We start from the raw sequence: 17,220 nt of genomic DNA on the forward strand, positions 1-17,220 counted from the left end.
CATCTCCGGGGTCTCCACGGCGGCGGACTCGACCACGCAGGCGCTGACCCAGACCCGCACCGCGGTGGACGAGCTCTCCCGCATGGCCGCCGACCTGCGCACGACGGTGGGCCGCTTCACCTACTGAGAACGGCGTCCCCGCGGTCGGCCCCGGCGGCCGTCCGCGGGGAACCCGCCGGGCTCGGCTGGACGACGGCCTCGCGGGTAAAGTGCTCCGGCACTGCGGTGGTCCCAGCCGCTGTGCGGGGGCGTCCGCGGGTCAGCCGGTGAGCTGCCGGTTCGCCCCGCCGCGGAGGCGCTCGCCCAGCGAGCCGGCCGCGAGCATCGCGCCCCACGGGACGATCACCCAGAACGGCCAGAAGTACAGGAACTCCCGCGCGGCCAGGGAGGTCACGCCCCAGATCGCCAGCACGATCAGCGCGGTGGTCGACCACGAGCCCCATGCCGGCCACCCGTGCGCACCCCGGCCGGCCGCGCAGGCGGCCGCCGCCGTCGTCCGATCGGGGGTGGCCGCCGCGGCCCGGGGTGCGGGTGCGTCGGCAAGGTTCGGCAGGTCGGCGGTGAGCGGGGCCAGCTCGCCGAACGTGCGCGCCGCGTACGCCTGGGCGAGCCGCTCGTCGTACTCCGCGACCGTGAGCCGGCCTTCCGACATGGCCCTGCCCAGGACGGTGGCTACCGCGGCCCGGTCGGCATCGGCTGCACGCAGGTGGGGCTCGGGCATGGCGTCTCCTCGCTCGGGTGCCCCAGTCTGTTCCGGCTCGACGGGCCGGGTCCACTGACAGCTGTCACCGGTTCCACGTGGAACCCGTCAGGTGCGGGGCAGCGGCTCAGCCGGCGGGAGGCACCGCCTCCGCGGTGAGGTGGCGGCCGATGACCATGCGCTGGATCTGGTTGGTCCCCTCGAAGATCTGCATGACCTTCGCCTCGCGCATGTAGCGCTCCGCCGGGTGGTCGCGGGTGTAGCCGGCTCCCCCGAGCACCTGGACGGCGTCGGTGGTGACCTTCATGGCGGCGTCGGTGGCGACGAGCTTGGCGATGCTCGCCTGCCGGGAGAACGGCTTGCCGGCGTCCTTGCGGCGGGCGGCGACCAGATAGGTGGCGCGGGCGGACTCCACGGCGGCGGCCATGTCGGCGAGCAGGAACGACACGCCCTGGTGCTCGGCGATCCGGCGGCCGAAGGCCTCCCGCTCGACGGCGTAGGCGACGGCGACGTCGAGGGCGGACTGGGCCAGCCCGACGGCGACGGCGCTGATGCCCAGGCGCCCGGAGTCCAGCGCGCCGAGGGCGATGGCCATGCCGCGCCCGGGCTCGCCGACCAGCCGGTCGGCGGGGATCGGCACGTCGTCGAGCCGGATCGCGGAGGTGGTCGAGCCGGTCAGGCCCATCTTCTCCTCGGGCTTCGCGGCGCTGAACCCCGGCAGGTCGGGAGTCAGGTGGAAGCAGGAGATGCCGCGTTCCCCGTCGGCAGGGGTCCGCAGGAACGTCGAGTAGAAGTCGGCGTGCCCGCCGTGGGTGACCCACGCCTTCTCCCCGCGGGCGACCCAGCCGTCCTCGGCGGGCGTCGCGCTCGCGCGCATGGCGGCCACGTCGGAGCCGGCGTGCGCCTCGGACAGCGAGTAGGCGCCCAGCAGCGTCCCGCCCACCATCTCGGGCAGGAGCTCGCGGCGCTGCGCCTCGGTGCCGAACGCGGCGACGGGGGAGCAGGCCAGGGTGTGCACGCTGATGCCGAGGGCGACGCTCGCCCAGCGGGCCGCCAGCTCCTCGAGCACCTGCAGGTAGACGGCGTACGGCTGACCGCCCCCGCCGATCTCCTCCGGGAAGGGCAGCCCCATCAGCCCGGCGTCGCCGAGGAGGCGGAACACCTGGCGGGGGAAGCGCTCCTCGCGCTCGTACGCCGCTGCTTTCGGCGCCAGTTCGGCGTCGGCGATCTCGCGGACGAGGGCCAGCAGGTCCTCGGCCTCGGGGGTGGGCAGTTCGCGGTCGACCGGCACGGTGCTCCTTCGGTGGGGCGTCCAGCGGACGGTACCTCCGGAGCGGTTCCGGGCCGTTGGGATGATCGACGGCGTGATCATCGAGCCGGCTGCCTGGGACGACCGGACGTCCGACGGCTCACGACCGACCAGCAGACCGAGGTCCGGGGCTGCTACGACGGCAAGGAGGAGCCGGCCGGCCCCCGTCGGCCGCCGACGTCAGCGTGGTCCCGGTGGCCTGGGATGACGACGGGACGGCGCTCGGCTGCGGAGCAGTGCGCGCGCTGGGGAACGGCGCGGCGGAGGTGAAGCGCATGTACGTGGTTCCCGCCGCCCGCGGCCGGGGGGGGGGGTGTCGAAGGCGGTCCTGGCCGGGCTCGAGGACGCCGCCCGGGCGCGGGGCTGGACGACGCTGCGGCTGGAGACCGGACCCCGCCAGCCCGAGGCGATCGCGCTCTACTCGGGCGCCGGGTACCGGCCGATCGGGGCGTTCGGCCACTACGTGGGCGACCCCGACGCCGAGCACTCGCTGTTCTTCGAGCGGGTCCTCGCGGCCTGACCGGGTTCGGGTACCGGGCGGCTCCGGTCCGGGAACCGGATGTGTGAGGGTGGGCCGGAGCCGCCGACTGGGCGGTCCGCCCCGCTCTGGAAGGAATGGCCGTGCGCCTGCGGAGGATCGCCCGGGCCGCCACCGCGGCGCTGCTGTCGCTGACCGTGACCGCGTGCGGCGGCCCGGGCGTCGATGACTTCTGCGAGCAGTACCTGTCGACCGCCGAGGTGGAGCCGGAGGACGGCGCGCAGGTCCGAGAGGTGCTGGAGGAGCTGGCCGACAGGGTTCCGGACGAGGCCGGCGACGAGGTGCGCGAGGCCGCGGAGCACATGGTCGAGGCGTTCCCGGAGGACGGCGACCTCGCGGGGGCCCTCGAGGCCGGGGAGCTCTCCGAGCAGGAAGCGGAGGAGTTCTTCGCCGCCGCCGACACCGTCTTCGCCTACGGCGACGGGAACTGCGGCGACTGACCGGTCCCGGCCGCACCGACCGCCCGTGAACCGAATCCGGCGCACCGGACATCAACGGGTGTGACGACTTCACCGATCGCGGCCGGATCATCACCTCCCGTGACCCCGACGGCGATGCACCGGTCCGCCGGTCCTCCCGCCGAGCCCCCTCGGCTGCGGGCGCTGCCCGACGCGCTCCCCAGGGACGCCGAGCTGATCGCCCGCTCGGTCGACGACCCGGCGGAGTTCGCCGCGCTGTTCGACCGGCACGCCGCGACCGTGCACCGCTACCTCGGCCGCCGCGTGGGCGAGCTCGCCGACGACCTGCTCAGCGAGGTCTTCCTCGTCGCGTTCCGGCGCCGTGCGGCCTACCGCCCCGAGCACGTCGAGGTCCGGCCGTGGCTTCTCGGCATCGCGACCAACGTGGTGCACGGCCACCGGCGCACGGAGCAGCGCCGCTACCGCGCACTGGCCCGGGCGGCCGCCGAACCCGAGCGGCACGGCGAGGACCCGGGTGACGCCGCGGACCGGCTGGACGCCCAGGCCCTGCGCGGCCCGCTCGCCGCCGCGCTGGCCGGGTTGAAGCCACGCGACCGCGACGCCCTGCTCCTGCTCGCCTGGGGCCAGCTCGGCTACGAGGAGATCGCCGCCGTCCTCGACGTCCCGGTCGGCACGGTGCGCTCGCGGCTGCACCGCGCCCGCCGCCAGACCCGCGCCGCCCTCGGCGACGTCTCCCCCTTGGCGCCGACCTCCGAGGAGGAGGACCGATGAACGACCTCACGCTGCTCCGCGAGGCCGGGCCCGAGGCCCCGCCGCTCGCCCCCGCCGCCCGCTCGGCCGCCCGGGCCGCGCTCCTCGCCGAGATCGAGGGCCCTGCCCTCCACCGTCGCCGCCGGCCGAGCCGGAAGGCCACCGTCCGCACCGGGCTGGCCGCCGTCACGGTCGCGGCCGCCTGGGCCGCCGCCGTCGTCATCGCCGCCCCGGACGGGCCGGGGACGCCGGCCACCAGCGTCACCCTCGTCGACTTCCAGATGCCGACCTTCCCCCTGTCGCTGGAGCCGGAGCCCGAGGGGATGGCGCCGGCCTTCGACGGCAACGGGGAGGGCGCTTCGATCGCCTCCTACGACGACGCGACCGGGCGGAACGGGTTCACCGTCTACGTCGCCGAGGACGAGCACGAGAGCCCGGACGAGGACTCGGCCGACTACCGGGAGCTGTCGGCCGGGGAGGTGTCGGTGGACGGACGCGACGCCGAGCTCGTCCGGTACTCGCGCACGTGGTGCACCGGCGCCGGAGTCGGGGAGGACTGCGGCCGGCGGACCTTCGCCCGGCTGAACTGGGAGCGGTCCGACGACCACTGGGTGATGCTCCTCGGGTACGGCCGCTACGGCTCAGCGGAACGCCTCGTCGCCGTCGCCGAGTCGCTGGTCGACCAGCCGCAACGGGTCACCCTGACCGCCGAACTGGCGCCGGCGGGGTGGTCGGTGCAGTTCTACAAGATGGGGCGGGTCCTCACCCTGGTCAACGACGCCTACGAGCAGCAGACGATCACAGTGCACGTGCCGCTGCCCGAGGACGTCTCTCCGCCGGACGAGCTGCGCGACCAGCTCATGGGGCCCGTCGGCGACGTGGTCCCGGTGACCGTCCACGACCGCCCGGCCTATCTGGTCCGCATCGACGCCGGGTACGCGGACCAGCGGCATGCCTGGTTCCTGCAGGGTCAGTTCGAGGACGGGACGACCTTCGAGATTCAGGTGCCCGACGCGTTCACTCAGGAGCAGGTGCTGGAGTTCGCCGAGCAGGTCACCTACCACCCCTGACGTCGCGCGAGATCTGCGCACCCGGGGCCATCAGGGCTCGATGGGCCCCGACTGTGCGGATCTCGGGGGGAGTGCTGGCGGCGGGTGTGGTGAGGTGGCGCCATGCCCGACGTCTGGCCCCGTGCCGACCGCACCGAGGTGGAGCTCGCCGCGGGCGGTGCCGTCCTCGCCGTCGACCTGCGCGGCGGGACGTTGCGCCGCCTCGCGGTGGGGGACTGGGAGGTGCTCGACGGCTACCCGGCCGGTCGCGTCCTGCCCGGCTGGCGCGGCGCCACCCTGGTGCCCTGGCCCAACCGGCTGCGGCACGGCCGGTGGACGTGGGGGGGCGAGGAGCTGCAGCTCGACGTCCGGTCGCCCGAGGAGCCGCACGCCATCCACGGGTTGGTCGCCTGGCAGCCGTGGTCGGTGCTGGCAGAGGCGGACGGGTTCGTCACGGTCGGGACCACGGTCGAGCCGCACCCGGGTTACCCGTTCCGGCTGGCCGTCGCGGTCGACCACCGACTCGCCCCCGACCGGCTCACCACCACCCTGCGGGTGCGGAATGTGGGTGAGGCGCCCGCGCCGTTCGGCGCCGGGTTTCACCCCTACCTCTCCGTCGGGGCGACGGCGGACGGCGGCATCGCGGACGCCGAGCTGACCCTCCCGGCCCGCACCGAGCTGGCCGTCGACGGCGGACTGCCGACGGGGGAGCGGCGGCCTTTCGACGGCGCGGCCGGCCGGATCGGCGACCGGGCGCTGGACACCCCGCTCACCGGCCTGGAGCGCGATGACGACAGCTGGGCGCACGTGCGGCTGCGGGGCCGCGCCGGCGAGCTGGTGCTCTCGGTCGACGGCTCGTGGCCCTGGCTGCAGGTCTACAGCGGGGACACCCTTTCCGCCGGCCAGTGGCGCCGCAGCCTGGCCGTGGAGCCGATGACCTGCCCGCCGAACGCGCTGGCCGACGGCGTCGACCTGGTCGTCCTCGCGCCTGGGCAGACGTGGTCGGGCACCTGGTCGCTGGCCTGGGCCCCGGCGGCCTGAGGTGCGGGTGCAGGAGCTCTGGCGCTACCCGGTGAAGTCGCTGCACGGCGAGCGGCTGACCGAGGCGTGGATCGGCCCGCTCGGCATCGTCGGGGACCGGGGCTGGGCGTTGTTCGATCGGGTCACCGGCCTGGGGCTGACCGCGCGGCGGGTGCCCGAGCTGCTGTTCGGTGCCGCCCGGCTGCGCCCCGGCGGCGGTGTCGAGGTGGTCCTGCCCGACGGCACGGTCACCGCCGACGACGGCGTCTTGTCGGCCTGGCTCGGCCGCCGGGTGGAGCTGCGCGCGGCAGCCGACCACGACGCCGCACCCACCTACGAGACCCCGGCGGACGAGGACGTCCCCGACCCCGCCGAATGGCTGCAGTGGGAGGGTGCGTCGGGCCCGTTCCACGACAGCCCGCGCATCCGGCTCTCGCTGGTCTCCACCGGCACGCTCGGCACCTGGGACCGCCGCCGGTTCCGGGCCAACGTCGTCCTGGACGGCGGGGGGGAGGACGACCTGCGCGGCCGGGAGGTGGAGCTGGGTGGCGTGCACCTGCGCGTCGGCACCGGGATCCCCCGCTGCGTGATGACCACCCGCCCGCAGCCGGGCGGCATCGCCCGCGACACCTCGGTGCTCAAGACCGTCCACCGCGAACGGGGCGGGCTGCTGGCGGTGCGGGCCGCCGTCGTGGAGCCCGGCACCGTCCGGGTCGGCGACGTCCTGGCACCGACGGCAGACTGACGACCGTGCGCACCATCGACCTGCGTCCCGGCGAGGACAGCATCCGCCTCGGCCAGCTGCTCAAGCTCGTCGACGCCGTCCCCACCGGCGCCCAGGTGAAGGACGTCCTGCTCTCCGGGGCGGTGACCGTCAATGGCGAGCCGGAGGAGCGCCGCGGCCGGCAGCTGCGCTCCGGTGACGTCGTCGCGATCGAGGGTGCCGAGGACGTCCGGATCGGCTGATGCCGGGAGGCTCGCGGCCCGGGAGGCACGGCAGCGGTTCCACGTGGAACCGCGGGGAGGAGCACGGTGAGGGATCCGCTGGCGTCCCGGCTGCGCGGTTTCGGTACGACGGTGTTCGCCGAGATGAGCGCCCTCGCCGTCGCGACCGGCTCGATCAACCTCGGCCAGGGCTTCCCCGACTACCCGGGGCCGCCGGAGGTGCTCGACGTCGCCCGGGCCGCGATCGGCACCGCCGCCGACCAGTACCCGCCCGGCCCGGGCATCCCGGAGCTGCGGGCCGCCGTCGCCGAGCACCAGCAGCGGTTCCAGGGCCTCGCGTACGACCCGGATACCGAGGTGCTGGTGACCGCCGGTGCCACCGAGGCGCTGGCGGCGGCCATGCTCTCGCTGCTCGAGCACGGCGACGAGGTCGTGGTCCTCGAGCCGATCTACGACAGCTACAGCGCGTCGGTGGCGATGGCCGGCGGCGTGCTCCGCCCGGTGCCGCTGCACCCACCCGCCCACGGCGTGGGGCCCTGGACCTTCGACGAGGCCGAGCTGCGCGCTGCCGTCACGCCGCGCACCCGGCTGCTGCTGGTGAACACGCCGCACAACCCCACCGGCACGGTCCTGACCGTGGCCGAGCTCGCGGTGCTGGCCGAGCTGGCCACCGCCCACGACCTCCTGGTGCTCACCGACGAGGTCTACGAGCACCTGGTGTTCGACGGCGCCCGGCACGTCTCCCCCGCCACGCTGCCGGGCATGCGCGAGCGGACGCTCGTCGTCTCCAGCGCCGGCAAGACGTTCGACGTGACCGGCTGGAAGGTGGGCTGGGTCTGCGGGCCCGCGCCCCTCGTCACCGCCGTCCGCACCGCCAAGCAGTTCCTCACCTACGTCAACGCCGGGCCGTTGCAGCCCGCGGTGGCCGCCGGGCTGCGGCTGCCCGACGCCTACTTCGACGGGGTGGCTCGCGACCTGGAGGCCCGGCGGGACGTCCTGGTCGCCGGCCTGCGGGACGCCGGGCTGCCGGTGATCAGCCCGCAGGCCACCTACTTCGCGACGGTCGACGTGCGTGGGGTGCAGCCCGACGGCGACGGGCTGGCCTTCTGCCGGGCCCTTCCCCAGCGGGCCGGCGTCGTCGCCGTCCCGACCGTGGTCTTCTACACACCGGAGCACGCCTCCCTGGGGCGGCACCTGGTGCGGTTCGCGTTCTGCAAGAGTGATGCGGTGCTCGCCGAGGCGGTCGAGCGGTTGGGGAGGCTGGCATGAGGATCGCGGCGGTGCAGCACGACATCGTGTGGGAGGACCGGGAGGCCAACTTCGCGCGGCTGGCGCCGCAGGTGGGACGGGCGGTCGCCGCCGGTGCGGAGCTGGTGCTCCTCACCGAGACGTTCTCCACCGGCTTCTCCATGACGCCGGGCATCGGGGAGCCCGAGGGCGGTCCGTCGGCGGGGTTCCTCGCCGCCCAGGCGGCCGAGCACGGCGTGTGGGTGGGCGGCAGCTGCCCGGAGATCGCGCCGGGGGAGCAGCTGCCCTACAACTCCTTCGTCCTCGCCGGGCCCGACGGGACCACGCACCGCTACCGCAAGCTGCACCCGTTCGCGCATGGCGGGGAGCACGAGCGTTTCCGGGCCGGCGAGGGGCCGGTCACCGTCGAGATCGGGGGTCTGCGGGTCACCCCGTTCGTCTGCTACGACCTGCGCTTCGCCGACGTCTTCTGGCGCGCGGCGCCCGGCACCGACCTCTACGTGGTGGTGGCCAACTGGCCGGGCGCCCGGCGGCTGCACTGGCAGACGTTGCTGCAGGCCCGGGCCATCGAGAACCAGGCCTACGTCGTGGGCTGCAACCGGGTGGGCACCGCGGGGGACGGCACCGAGCACGCCGGTGACAGCCGAGTCGTGGACCCGATGGGCGAGCTGCTCGCCACCGCGGCGGGCGCGGAGACCCTCGTGCTGGCCGACGTCGACCCCGCCGAGGTGACGGCGACCCGCGACCGGCTGCGCTTCCTCCAGGACCGGCGCGGCTGATCCGGTGGCCGCTCAGGTCCGGGGCGTGCCGTCCTGGTCGACGACGACCTGCTCGCGCTGGATCTGCTCGGTGACGGTCTCCTGGCCCTCGACCAGCTCGGTGCGCAGCCGCACCCGCTCGGTCGGCACGACCTCGACGCTGACCACCGGGCGCTCGGTGTGCAGCACGATCTCGTCCGGCAGCCCGGAGCCGGCCGATGCGCCCGCCGGTACGAGCGACTCACCGGGGACGTCCTCCGTCGCCGTCCCGGTCGCGTCCGACGGCACCTCCTCGAGGCGAATCTCCTCCCGCCGGACCGGCACGGTGATCTGCACCTCCTCGGTGACCACGTACTTCACCAGGCGCACCCGTCGGGTGACCGCCTGCTCGGTGCGCACCCGCAGCTGCTCCTCGCTGCGGGTCATGGCGCCGTCGGTGCCCCCGGCGGGCGCGGCTCCGGCGGCCGGGGGCGGGGGGACCGCGCCTGCCGCCGGCACGGTGTCGGTGGGCCCGGCCAGCGGTGCGGCGGCGACGGGCGTGACGGCGTCGGGGCTGCGCTCACCGTCCTCGTCCAGGTCGGTGCCGCGGCCCTCGGCGAGGCCGTAGTGGCGGCGCAGCTCGGCCTCCTCGCCCGGGTCGAGGTGGTTCCCGCCCACGGACGGGGCGGTCTTGACCGCCTCGGCGCTCACCGGCAGGTGCAGCCGCCCGTCGTCCCACGCGGCGTTCCCGGCAGGCACGATCGAGTGCCGCGTGCCGAACAGGCCGGTGGTCACCGCCACCCAGGTCGGCTTCCCGGTCCGGTCGTCGACGAAGAAGTGTTCGACGGTGCCCAGCTTGTCGCCACCGTCGCCGTAGGCGGTGCTGCCGATCGCGGCGGCCACCTCGCGCTCGCTCAACATGGGTCGGCTCCCCTCCGGTGCGGCGCTCGGGGTGCGCCGCGTCCCCGAGCCTGCCCAGTCGGGAGCGTGGATGAACATCGACGCCCGGTCAGCGGCCCGGCAGCACCAGATCCACGACCAGCGACCGGTGGTCGCTGCCCTGCACCGGCGCCGCCGCGAAGCCGGTGACGGCGAGGCGCAGGTCGACCAGGACGTGGTCCAGCGCCAGCCGTGGAAAGCGGAGGCGCAGCGGTCGCCAGGTCCACGTCAGCCCCCGACCCGCCGCCCGGGCGGCGTCCCGGTACCCCTGGCGCAGCACCGCCCGCAGCGCGGCGTGGTCGAGGGTGGCGTTGAAGTCGCCGGCCAGCACCCGCAGCACCACCGGGTCGGGCGGCGGCAGGGCGGCGAGGTCCTCGCTCCAGCCGCGCACGGCGGCGGGGGAGGTCGACGGGGGCCGGGAGTGGATCGAGGTGATCTCGACGTCGGGCCCGTCGCCGCCCGGCAGGCGGACCACGGGCTGCTCGTAGCCACCGGGCACCACCCGCCGCCCGGTGACCGGCCACCGGCTCCAGACGCCGCCGGAGGCGGATACGACGCTGCCCGGCCGGGCGGGGACGACGTGGACGTGGGGGAGTTCCCGGTCCAGGCCGGCCGCGGTCAGCCGCCGGTGGGCGTCGGGGGTGAGCTCCTGCACCGCCAGGACGTCGACGTCGTGCTCGCGCACCAGCTCGACCACCGGTCCGGCCGGAACCCGGCCCAACCGCAGGCTGACCGTGGCGATCCGCAGCCGGGTGCCCGCCGGAGGGGGACCGGTGGGCGGGCGGCCCCGGTGCGACACGACCGCGGCGCCGAGCGTCGCGCCGGCCGCGGCGGCCAGCAGGGTGCCGGGCAGCGAGCGGGCCCGGACGGCGGCGGCCAGCGGGAGAACTGCGGTGGCGGCCGCGTACGGGGTGAAGGCCAGCGCCGGCACGAGCGGGTAGCCGCGTTCGGCGCCGGTGGCGCGCAGCGCCGCCCACACCGCCCACGGGAGCGCCGCCCCGGCTGCCCATCGCGGATCGAGGGGCGTCGGGGACATGGCCGCCACGGTAGCCAGCGCGCGGAGCGGCCGCCGACCGGTGGCTGCCCTACGGTCGGGTCCGTGGTCACCGAGCAGCTGGAGGTCGAGCGCAAGTTCGACGTCGACACGGATTTCGTTCTGCCGGCGCTCGACGCGGTCCCCGGCGTCGCCGTCATGGACGCACCGGTGACGCACGAGCTGACGGCGGTCTACCACGACACCGCCGACCTGCGGCTGGTCCGCGGCCGGGTGACCCTCCGCCGCCGCACCGGCGGGCCCGACGAGGGCTGGCACCTCAAGCTCCCGGCCGGGGCCGCCCGCCGGGAACTGCACCTGCCGCTCGACCACGGCACCGGCACGGCCCCCGCCGAGCTGCTGGACGTGGTCGCCGGTCTCCTGGCGGGCGAGGTCCCTGGGCCGGTCGTGACCATGCGCACCCGGCGGGTGGTCACCGTGCTCCGGAACGCCGCGGGCCGCGCGCTGGCCGAGCTCGCCGACGACACGGTGACGGCGACGGTGCCGGCCACGGCGCCGGGCGGATCCCCGGAGGTCCGGTCCTGGCGGGAGGTCGAGGTGGAGCTGGTGGAGGGGGAGGAGCCCCTGCTGGCCGCGGTGGGCGAGGTGCTGGTGGCCGCGGGCGCCCGTCCCTCGCCGCGCGCCTCGAAGCTGGCGTCCGCGCTCGCGTCCCGGCTGGGCACCGCCGGCTGACCCCCGGGAACGCGGCGCCGTCCCCCGTCGTCAACCCTCTGCACCGGTGCGTACCGCCCGGGCGCCCACGCCGCTCGACGCCTCCGGAGGCCTGCCCTGTCCCTCATCGGTCTGCTGGGCTTCGGGACGGTCGTCCTGCTGGCCGTGGGGTCGCTGCACGCCTACCTGTGGGTGCGCGTGGTGCGCGGGACCACGCGGCCGGGACGGCTGCGCCGGCGGCTGACGGCGCTCACCGCCGTCCTCGCGGTGCTGCCGGTCCTGGCCGTGACGCTGCGCGGCGTCCTCTCCGTGGAGGCGATCACCCCCTTGAGCTGGGTCGGCTACAGCTGGCTCGGCATCGCGCTCTACGCCGTCCTGGCCCTGGTCGTCCTCGAACCGGTGCGGCTGGTCGGCAACGCCTCGATCCGCCGGACGCGGGAGAGGGTCGTCCCGAACGGGCTCCGGGGGGGTCCGCGCAGGGACGACGCAGCGGCTCCGGCTGACGGGGGAACGGAACCCGGCCGGGTCGCGGTCCAGGAGGACCGCGGCGTCACGGACACGGACCTCCCCCGGCGGCTCTTCCTGGCCCGGGGGCTGGCGGTGACCGCAGGCGCGGTGGCGCTCGGCACGGCCGGCGCGGGCGCCTGGTTCGCCAACTCCGCGCCGGTGGTCCGGCGGGTCCCGGTGACCCTGCGGGGGCTGGACCCGGCGCTGGACGGCCTGCGGATCGTCACCTTCTCCGACGGCCACCTCTCGGCGACCTACGGCGGGCGCCGCTTCGAGCGGGTGGTCGAGATCGTCAACCAGCAGCGCCCCGACGTCGTGGCGATCGTCGGCGACCTGGTCGACGGCGACGTCGACGACCTGCGGGAGGACGTCGCCCCGCTCGCCGACCTGGTGAGCGAGCAGGGCGTCTACTTCGTCACCGGTAACCACGAGTACTTCGTCGACACCCGCGCCTGGATGCGGCACCTGCCGACCCTGGGCGTGGACGTGCTCCGCAACGAGCGGGTGGCCATCCGCCGGGGCGGCGCCTCGTTCGACCTCGCCGGCATCGACGACCGGACCGCGGCGATCTCGGGGCTGCCCGGCCACGGCGCCGATCTCGACGCCGCGCTGGACGGACGGGACGACGCCACGCCGGTGGTCCTGCTCGCACACCAGCCGGTGCAGGTGCAGCAGGCCGCGGCGGCGGGGGTCGACCTGCAGCTGTCCGGCCACACCCACGGCGGGCAGCTGTGGCCCTTCGACTACGCCGTACGCCTGGACCAGCCGGCGGTGGAGGGCTGGTCCCGGCACGGCGACACCCAGCTGTACGTGACCACCGGAGCGGGGTACTGGGGTCCGCCGATGCGGATCGGGGCCCGGCCGGAGGTCACCGTCATCGAGCTCCGGGCGCCGGGCGGCTGACCGCTCACGCCTTCTCCAGGGCGGCGAACGCCGCCCGGATGCACTCCTCCAGGCTCGTCTCGCTGCCGTCGGCCCAGACGAGCAGGCCGGTCGTGAAGGCGGCGAGGTAGGCGCTGGCCACCACGAGGTCGGCCGGACGAGGGGCCCCGTCCTCGGTGAGGGAGGCGGCGACCATCGTCGCGGTGATCCGGTCGAACTCGCCGGCGCGGTACCGCAGCGCCGTGCTGCCGGCGATGATCTGCCAGCGGGCGTTCAGCTGCGCGCGGGTCTCGCCGTCGATCCCGGTGAGCAAGTCGTACGCGGCCTGGCGGATGCGCGCCGCCAGGGGCAGCGACGCCGGCTGGGCGGCGATGAGCGCGGCCACCTGTTCGGGGGCCATCAGGCGCATGACGACGTGTTCCTTGCTCGGGTAGTGCGCGTAGAAGGTCGGCACCGAGACGCCGGCCGCCGTGGCGATCCTGCTGACGCTCACCTGGTCGAAGCCCTCGTCCTCGAACAACCGCACCGCGGTCGTGAAGATCCGCTCGTGGGTCGCCTCCCACCTGCGCCTTCGCCAGTCCGGGGATCCGGTCACCCGGTGATCTTCTGCCCCCGCCCGGATGCGTGCCACCCGCCGCCTCCAGGTTCCGTGCGCCCGTCACCGGGAGGGTTCGGGACACGTGGAGGTGACGTCTCATACGACATGACGACCAGACGTCTGTTCGGGCAGTACCTTCGGGGCGTGGCGAGCCCCGTGTCCGGACCGAAGTACCTGTCGGTACGGGAGCACCTCCGGCGCCGCGTCGCCGCCCTGCCGGAGCTGACGCTCCTCCCTCCGGAGCCGGTGCTCTGCGCCGAGTACGGGGTCAGCCGGATCACACTGCGCCGCGCGGTCGACGGCCTGGTCGCCGACGGCCACCTCGTCCGCGAGCAGGGCCGGGGCACCTACGTGACCCGCCCGGCCATCCGGCACGAGTACCGCGAGAGCTTCGTGCACCGCATCGCCGGGTTCAACTCGGTCATGACCGAGCAGGGGGCCCAGGTCGGCACCACGGTCCTCACCCAGCGGATCGTGCCCGTGCCGGCCACCGTGGCCACCGAGCTGAACCTCGAGCCGGCCGCGGACGTCGTGGAGCTGGTGCGGCTGCGCAGCGTGGACGGCACCCCGAACCACGTCGCGCACAGCTTCCTCCCGGCCGGCCTCTACCCGCGGGCGGCAGATGCGGACTTCGGCGAGGGATCGCTCTACGACTACCTGCGCGCGGAGTACTCGGCCGACCTGGCCCACGCGCGGATCGTCGTGGACGTCGGCACCGCCGCGCCGGAGGAGGCCGATCTGCTCCGCGTGGTGGCCGGCTCCCCGCTCCTGGTCGTGCGGACCACCGTCCGGGACAGCGACGGGCGGCCGCTGGTGCACAGCTTCTCCCGGCTCCGGCCGGACGTCAGCCAGGTGGAGTTCGAGGTCTCCGTGGGAGGGCGCTGAGGTGACGACCGCGACCGGTGCCCGTGAGGTGCCCGAACCACGCGCCGAGGTCTGGCGGGCGCTGGCCGTGCTGGAGCCCTACTGCGCCGTCTGCGACGTCTCCTACGTGCTCGACGCTTCCAGGTCCCCGGGAGCCGGGACGACGTTCGTCTGCTCGCCCGGGAGGCTCGACGGCGCGGCGCCGCGCCCCGGCGCGCCCCGCGGCGAGATCGTCGCCTGGGAGCCCCGCCGCCGGGTGACCACGCGCCTGGAGCTCACTCCCGAGACGTGGACGACGGAGATCGAGCTGTCCGACACCGCCGCCGGCGGCACACGGATCGCCATCGCGATCACCCACCAGCCCACCGCCGGCAGCCGGATCGTGCGCCGGCTGCAGCGGGGTGCGTTGCGGCGGCTCGTGCAGCGGACCGTCGACGCGGAGCTGGCGAAGGTGCCCGACCACGTGGCCGCGGCACGCACCTCCTGAGCGGCGCTGATCACCACCTCGATCGGGGGAACGACGCATCACCGTCATGTGGACGGGTACTGGCTCTGGTCGTGCACCGGCGTGGTGCGCCCGGCTCCCTGCCGGTGCCGCAGCGCCGGTCGAACGAAGGAGAACGCTGTGCTCTTCGACATCCTCGGCCTCATCGTGATCGGCCTCATCATCGGCGCGCTCGCCCGCCTGCTCCTCCCGGGGAAGCAGCACATCAGCATCGTCGCCACCCTGGTGCTGGGTGTCCTCGGCGCGATCATCGGTGGACTCATCGCCAGTTTCCTCGGCACCGGAGACATCTTCGAGCTCAACATCCTGGGCTTCGTGCTCGCCGTGGTCGCGGCGCTCGTGCTGGTCGGCGCCTACGCGGGCACCGCGGGTCGTTCGAACCGCTCCGTCCGGCACTGATCCGGTCGGCCCCGGGGGACTCAGAGCTCGACCGTGTCCCCCGGGGTCAGCAGGCTGACGGGGGTCGGGGTCCCCGGACCCCGCTCCCCGAGCAGCCCGCCGACGACGCCCCGCCCGGTGTCGTTGAGCAGCCCGTCGTGGACCGCGAACGCCTGGTCGGCGTGGACCGCCCGCAGGTAGTCGACGACCTCGGCGGTCCGGGACCACGGCGCGTGCAGGGGCAGCAGCAGCGTCGCGACGGGCGTATCGGGCACCGTGAAGGCGTCACCGGGGTGGAATACTTCGCCGTCGACCAGGAAACCCACGTTGGCCACCCGGGGCAGCTCCGGGTGGATCTCGGCGTGCAGCTCCCCGTGCACCTGCACCTCGAACCCCGCCACCGTGACCACGTCACCGGCGCCCACCACGTGGACCCGGTTCCCGGCCCCCTCCAGCTGGGCGGCCACCGACCGGTTCGTCCACACCTCCAGTTCCGGGCTCGCCGCCATGGCCGCGCGCAGCCGGTCGGCCACGAAGTGGTCGGCGTGCTCGTGCGTCACCAGCACCGCCGTGGCGCCGTCGAGAGCCACCGGGTCGGTGAAGGCGCCGGGGTCGACGACCAGCCGCCGCTCCCCGTCGGCGAGAACAACGCAGGCGTGACCGTGCTTGGTGAGCTCCATGCGCCCGATCCTGCACCCGACCCGGGGCCCTCACCCGTCGGGGGGAGACAGGTCCGCGGCCCCGTCACCCGGGACCGCCGACCTGCCGACGTCCTGCGCATGATGCTGCAGACGACCGTCTTCGCCGCCGCACGCAGCCGCACCCACGGGCCCACCGCCGCACTGTGGCACGCCGTGGAGCTGCACCGGCCGCCGGCCGAGGTGGACGGCGCCTGCGAGCTCACCGTCTGCGGCTCGCTGGCCCGCGTCACCCCGGAGCGGGAGTGGCCGGTCCGCGCCGCCGACGCCTGCTCCGCCTGTACCACCCTCGCCGCGCCGTCGCCGGGGACGGCGACCCCCTGACGCCCCTGCTGTCGGGTCGGACCCACCCGTCCGACGGCGGAGGTGCAGACGTCCCGGGCCCGCCGGGAGCGCCTCAGCGGCCGGTGAAGCGGGGTGCCCGCTTCTCCAGGAAGGCCTCGACCGCCTCCCGGTGGTCAGCGGTCCGCCCGACCTCCGCCTGTAGCCGCCCCTCGAGGGCGAGGGTCTCCTCCAGCGAGTCGGTGGCCGCGGTGGCCAGCACGGTCTTCACCGCCCGGTAGGCGGCAGTGGGGCCCGCGGCCAGCCGCGCGGCGAGCTCCTGCGCCTCCGGCAGCACCTGCTCGGGGGCCACCACGCGGTGCACCAGCCCCCACTCGGCGGCGGTCTCGGCCAGGAACGGCTCGGGCAGGAGCAGCAGCTGCGCGGCGCGCGAGCCGCCCACGCTGTGCACCAGCCGCGCCGCCAGCGCCGAGTCGCTGGACAGGCCGATGCCGGTGAAGGCCGTCGTGAACTTGGCCCCGGCGGCCGCGACCCGCAGGTCCCCGGCCAGCGCGATGCCCAGGCCGGCGCCGGCGCACGCCCCGTTGATGCCGACGACGACCGGCACCCGGAGCCCGGCCAGCGCCAGGACCAGCGGGTTGTACTCGCGTTCCACGACCGACAGCGGCGCATCGCCCTCGCCCCCGCCCTGCAGCTTCTGCAGGTGCTCGCCGAGGTCCTGGCCGACGCAGAAGGCCCGCCCGGCCCCGGTGAGGAGCACGGCCCGCACCGACTCGTCGGCCGCGACGTCCTCCACCGCGGCCCGCAGGTCGCGCCGCAGCGCCGACGTCAGCCCGGCGCGGAGCAGGGTGAGGGTCGCGACGCCGCCGGCGTCCTCCCGGGTCACGGTGTCGGACATCGTCGCCCCGCCTTCCGGCTCGTTCGGTGCGGCCGCAGGAGCGGCCTGTGTCGCCGGTCACCTTGCCAGGCCCCGGGGGGCCGATCACGCGGTCCTCCACGGCGCTGGCATCCGGGACTGCGACGGCCGGTCGGGCGTGGCTCGCCGGAGCGTCACTGTTCCCGTGGCCCTGCGTGCACGTGGTGCGACCGGCGCGCCGGAGGCGGGCGGCGCCGCAGCGGGACGGGTCCGGAGCGACCCCACCCGTCG

At 75.3% G+C, this 17,220-nt stretch carries 22 protein-coding genes; 15 read left to right on the top strand and 7 right to left on the bottom strand.

Annotation, left to right across the window (positions count from 1 at the left end; all coding sequences use genetic code 11):
- Positions 1 to 259: 259 nt before the first annotated feature.
- Both ACI791_RS15930 and ACI791_RS15935 read right to left on the bottom strand, forming a co-directional pair.
- Positions 260 to 721 (bottom strand): DUF1707 SHOCT-like domain-containing protein, encoded by a 462-nt coding sequence (locus ACI791_RS15930; RefSeq protein ID WP_456586918.1) that lies wholly within the window; start codon positions 719 to 721, stop codon positions 260 to 262.
- A 106-nt stretch (positions 722 to 827) separates the two neighbouring features.
- A complete protein-coding gene (locus tag ACI791_RS15935) occupies positions 828 to 1,991 on the bottom strand; it encodes an acyl-CoA dehydrogenase family protein (protein ID WP_456586919.1) in 1,164 nt (387 codons plus the stop codon).
- A gap of 331 nt (positions 1,992 to 2,322) precedes the next feature.
- On the opposite strand from ACI791_RS15935, the gene ACI791_RS15940 reads away from it, so the two are divergent.
- The 9 genes from ACI791_RS15940 to ACI791_RS15980 all read left to right on the top strand — a co-directional run bounded on the left by ACI791_RS15940 (position 2,323) and on the right by ACI791_RS15980 (position 8,757).
- Positions 2,323 to 2,529 (top strand): hypothetical protein, encoded by a 207-nt coding sequence (locus ACI791_RS15940; RefSeq protein WP_456586920.1) that lies wholly within the window; start codon positions 2,323 to 2,325, stop codon positions 2,527 to 2,529.
- A 101-nt stretch (positions 2,530 to 2,630) separates the two neighbouring features.
- Complete coding sequence (locus ACI791_RS15945) at positions 2,631 to 2,987, top strand: hypothetical protein (RefSeq protein WP_456586921.1); 357 nt, start codon at positions 2,631 to 2,633, stop codon at positions 2,985 to 2,987.
- Between the two features lie 99 nt (positions 2,988 to 3,086).
- Positions 3,087 to 3,737, top strand: coding sequence for an RNA polymerase sigma factor (locus tag ACI791_RS15950; RefSeq protein ID WP_347058748.1), 651 nt, complete (start codon positions 3,087 to 3,089; stop codon positions 3,735 to 3,737).
- The gene (locus ACI791_RS15955; RefSeq protein WP_456586922.1) at positions 3,734 to 4,786 is read left to right on the top strand and encodes a hypothetical protein; all 1,053 of its coding nucleotides are present in this window, start codon (positions 3,734 to 3,736) and stop codon (positions 4,784 to 4,786) included. Before ACI791_RS15950 ends, ACI791_RS15955 begins: the two co-directional genes overlap by 4 nt.
- 102 nt (positions 4,787 to 4,888) lie before the next feature.
- Positions 4,889 to 5,806, top strand: a complete 918-nt coding sequence (locus ACI791_RS15960; protein ID WP_456586923.1) for an aldose 1-epimerase family protein — start codon at positions 4,889 to 4,891, stop codon at positions 5,804 to 5,806.
- Positions 5,807 to 5,813: 7 nt separating this feature from the next.
- Positions 5,814 to 6,530, top strand: a complete 717-nt coding sequence (locus ACI791_RS15965; protein ID WP_456586924.1) for an MOSC domain-containing protein — start codon at positions 5,814 to 5,816, stop codon at positions 6,528 to 6,530.
- A 5-nt stretch (positions 6,531 to 6,535) separates the two neighbouring features.
- Positions 6,536 to 6,751, top strand: coding sequence for an RNA-binding S4 domain-containing protein (locus ACI791_RS15970; RefSeq protein WP_347058756.1), 216 nt, complete (start codon positions 6,536 to 6,538; stop codon positions 6,749 to 6,751).
- A 66-nt stretch (positions 6,752 to 6,817) separates the two neighbouring features.
- On the top strand, positions 6,818 to 7,999 hold the full coding sequence (locus ACI791_RS15975; protein ID WP_456586925.1) for a pyridoxal phosphate-dependent aminotransferase: 1,182 nt from the start codon (positions 6,818 to 6,820) through the stop codon (positions 7,997 to 7,999).
- Positions 7,996 to 8,757 (top strand): nitrilase-related carbon-nitrogen hydrolase, encoded by a 762-nt coding sequence (locus ACI791_RS15980; RefSeq protein WP_456586926.1) that lies wholly within the window; start codon positions 7,996 to 7,998, stop codon positions 8,755 to 8,757. The genes ACI791_RS15975 and ACI791_RS15980 overlap by 4 nt, the downstream gene beginning before the upstream one ends.
- 12 nt (positions 8,758 to 8,769) lie before the next feature.
- On the opposite strand, the gene ACI791_RS15985 is transcribed toward ACI791_RS15980, so the two are convergent.
- Both ACI791_RS15985 and ACI791_RS15990 read right to left on the bottom strand, forming a co-directional pair.
- On the bottom strand, positions 8,770 to 9,636 hold the full coding sequence (locus ACI791_RS15985) for a PRC and DUF2382 domain-containing protein (RefSeq protein ID WP_456586927.1): 867 nt from the start codon (positions 9,634 to 9,636) through the stop codon (positions 8,770 to 8,772).
- Positions 9,637 to 9,724: 88 nt separating this feature from the next.
- Positions 9,725 to 10,690 carry an endonuclease/exonuclease/phosphatase family protein gene (locus ACI791_RS15990; RefSeq protein WP_456586928.1) on the bottom strand — a complete coding sequence of 322 codons (966 nt, stop codon included), beginning with the start codon at positions 10,688 to 10,690 and terminating at the stop codon, positions 9,725 to 9,727.
- A 63-nt stretch (positions 10,691 to 10,753) separates the two neighbouring features.
- Here ACI791_RS15990 and ACI791_RS15995 point away from each other — a divergent pair, with 63 nt between their 5' ends.
- Together ACI791_RS15995 and ACI791_RS16000 are read left to right on the top strand one after the other, a co-directional pair.
- The gene (locus tag ACI791_RS15995; protein WP_456586929.1) at positions 10,754 to 11,380 is read left to right on the top strand and encodes a CYTH domain-containing protein; all 627 of its coding nucleotides are present in this window, start codon (positions 10,754 to 10,756) and stop codon (positions 11,378 to 11,380) included.
- 144 nt (positions 11,381 to 11,524) lie between these two features.
- Positions 11,525 to 12,769 (top strand): metallophosphoesterase, encoded by a 1,245-nt coding sequence (locus tag ACI791_RS16000; RefSeq protein WP_456586930.1) that lies wholly within the window; start codon positions 11,525 to 11,527, stop codon positions 12,767 to 12,769.
- Positions 12,770 to 12,773: 4 nt separating this feature from the next.
- On the opposite strand, the gene ACI791_RS16005 is transcribed toward ACI791_RS16000, so the two are convergent.
- Entirely contained in the window at positions 12,774 to 13,343 is a 570-nt protein-coding gene (locus ACI791_RS16005) for a TetR/AcrR family transcriptional regulator (protein ID WP_456586931.1), read from the bottom strand.
- Between the two features lie 147 nt (positions 13,344 to 13,490).
- On the opposite strand from ACI791_RS16005, the gene ACI791_RS16010 reads away from it, so the two are divergent.
- From ACI791_RS16010 to ACI791_RS16020, 3 genes are all read left to right on the top strand, one after another.
- Positions 13,491 to 14,231, top strand: a complete 741-nt coding sequence (locus ACI791_RS16010) for a GntR family transcriptional regulator (RefSeq protein ID WP_456586932.1) — start codon at positions 13,491 to 13,493, stop codon at positions 14,229 to 14,231.
- 1 nt (position 14,232) lies between these two features.
- Positions 14,233 to 14,697 (top strand): SRPBCC family protein, encoded by a 465-nt coding sequence (locus tag ACI791_RS16015; RefSeq protein ID WP_456586933.1) that lies wholly within the window; start codon positions 14,233 to 14,235, stop codon positions 14,695 to 14,697.
- Between the two features lie 138 nt (positions 14,698 to 14,835).
- The gene (locus tag ACI791_RS16020; RefSeq protein ID WP_456586934.1) at positions 14,836 to 15,114 is read left to right on the top strand and encodes a GlsB/YeaQ/YmgE family stress response membrane protein; all 279 of its coding nucleotides are present in this window, start codon (positions 14,836 to 14,838) and stop codon (positions 15,112 to 15,114) included.
- A gap of 20 nt (positions 15,115 to 15,134) precedes the next feature.
- On the opposite strand, the gene ACI791_RS16025 is transcribed toward ACI791_RS16020, so the two are convergent.
- Positions 15,135 to 15,773, bottom strand: a complete 639-nt coding sequence (locus ACI791_RS16025; protein WP_456586935.1) for an MBL fold metallo-hydrolase — start codon at positions 15,771 to 15,773, stop codon at positions 15,135 to 15,137.
- A gap of 99 nt (positions 15,774 to 15,872) precedes the next feature.
- On the opposite strand from ACI791_RS16025, the gene ACI791_RS16030 reads away from it, so the two are divergent.
- Positions 15,873 to 16,115 (top strand): hypothetical protein, encoded by a 243-nt coding sequence (locus tag ACI791_RS16030; RefSeq protein ID WP_456586936.1) that lies wholly within the window; start codon positions 15,873 to 15,875, stop codon positions 16,113 to 16,115.
- A 73-nt stretch (positions 16,116 to 16,188) separates the two neighbouring features.
- Here the strand turns inward: ACI791_RS16030 and ACI791_RS16035 are convergent, their stop codons facing one another.
- Positions 16,189 to 16,971, bottom strand: a complete 783-nt coding sequence (locus ACI791_RS16035) for an enoyl-CoA hydratase-related protein (RefSeq protein WP_456586937.1) — start codon at positions 16,969 to 16,971, stop codon at positions 16,189 to 16,191.
- Positions 16,972 to 17,220 lie beyond the last annotated feature (249 nt).

This window comes from Blastococcus sp. SYSU DS0973 (assembly GCF_054051055.1).

Bases quoted from the DNA above. Each gene is read 5' to 3' on its own strand.
- ACI791_RS15930 (WP_456586918.1), bottom strand. From the start codon at position 721: ATGCCCGAGCCCCACCTGCGTGCAGCCGATGCCGACCGGGCCGCGGTA.
- ACI791_RS15955 (WP_456586922.1), top strand. From the start codon at position 3,734: ATGAACGACCTCACGCTGCTCCGCGAGGCCGGGCCCGAGGCCCCGCCG.
- ACI791_RS15960 (WP_456586923.1), top strand. From the start codon at position 4,889: ATGCCCGACGTCTGGCCCCGTGCCGACCGCACCGAGGTGGAGCTCGCC.
- ACI791_RS15980 (WP_456586926.1), top strand. From the start codon at position 7,996: ATGAGGATCGCGGCGGTGCAGCACGACATCGTGTGGGAGGACCGGGAG.
- ACI791_RS15985 (WP_456586927.1), bottom strand. From the start codon at position 9,636: ATGTTGAGCGAGCGCGAGGTGGCCGCCGCGATCGGCAGCACCGCCTAC.
- ACI791_RS15990 (WP_456586928.1), bottom strand. From the start codon at position 10,690: ATGTCCCCGACGCCCCTCGATCCGCGATGGGCAGCCGGGGCGGCGCTC.
- ACI791_RS16025 (WP_456586935.1), bottom strand. From the start codon at position 15,773: ATGGAGCTCACCAAGCACGGTCACGCCTGCGTTGTTCTCGCCGACGGG.
- ACI791_RS16030 (WP_456586936.1), top strand. From the start codon at position 15,873: ATGATGCTGCAGACGACCGTCTTCGCCGCCGCACGCAGCCGCACCCAC.
- ACI791_RS16035 (WP_456586937.1), bottom strand. From the start codon at position 16,971: ATGTCCGACACCGTGACCCGGGAGGACGCCGGCGGCGTCGCGACCCTC.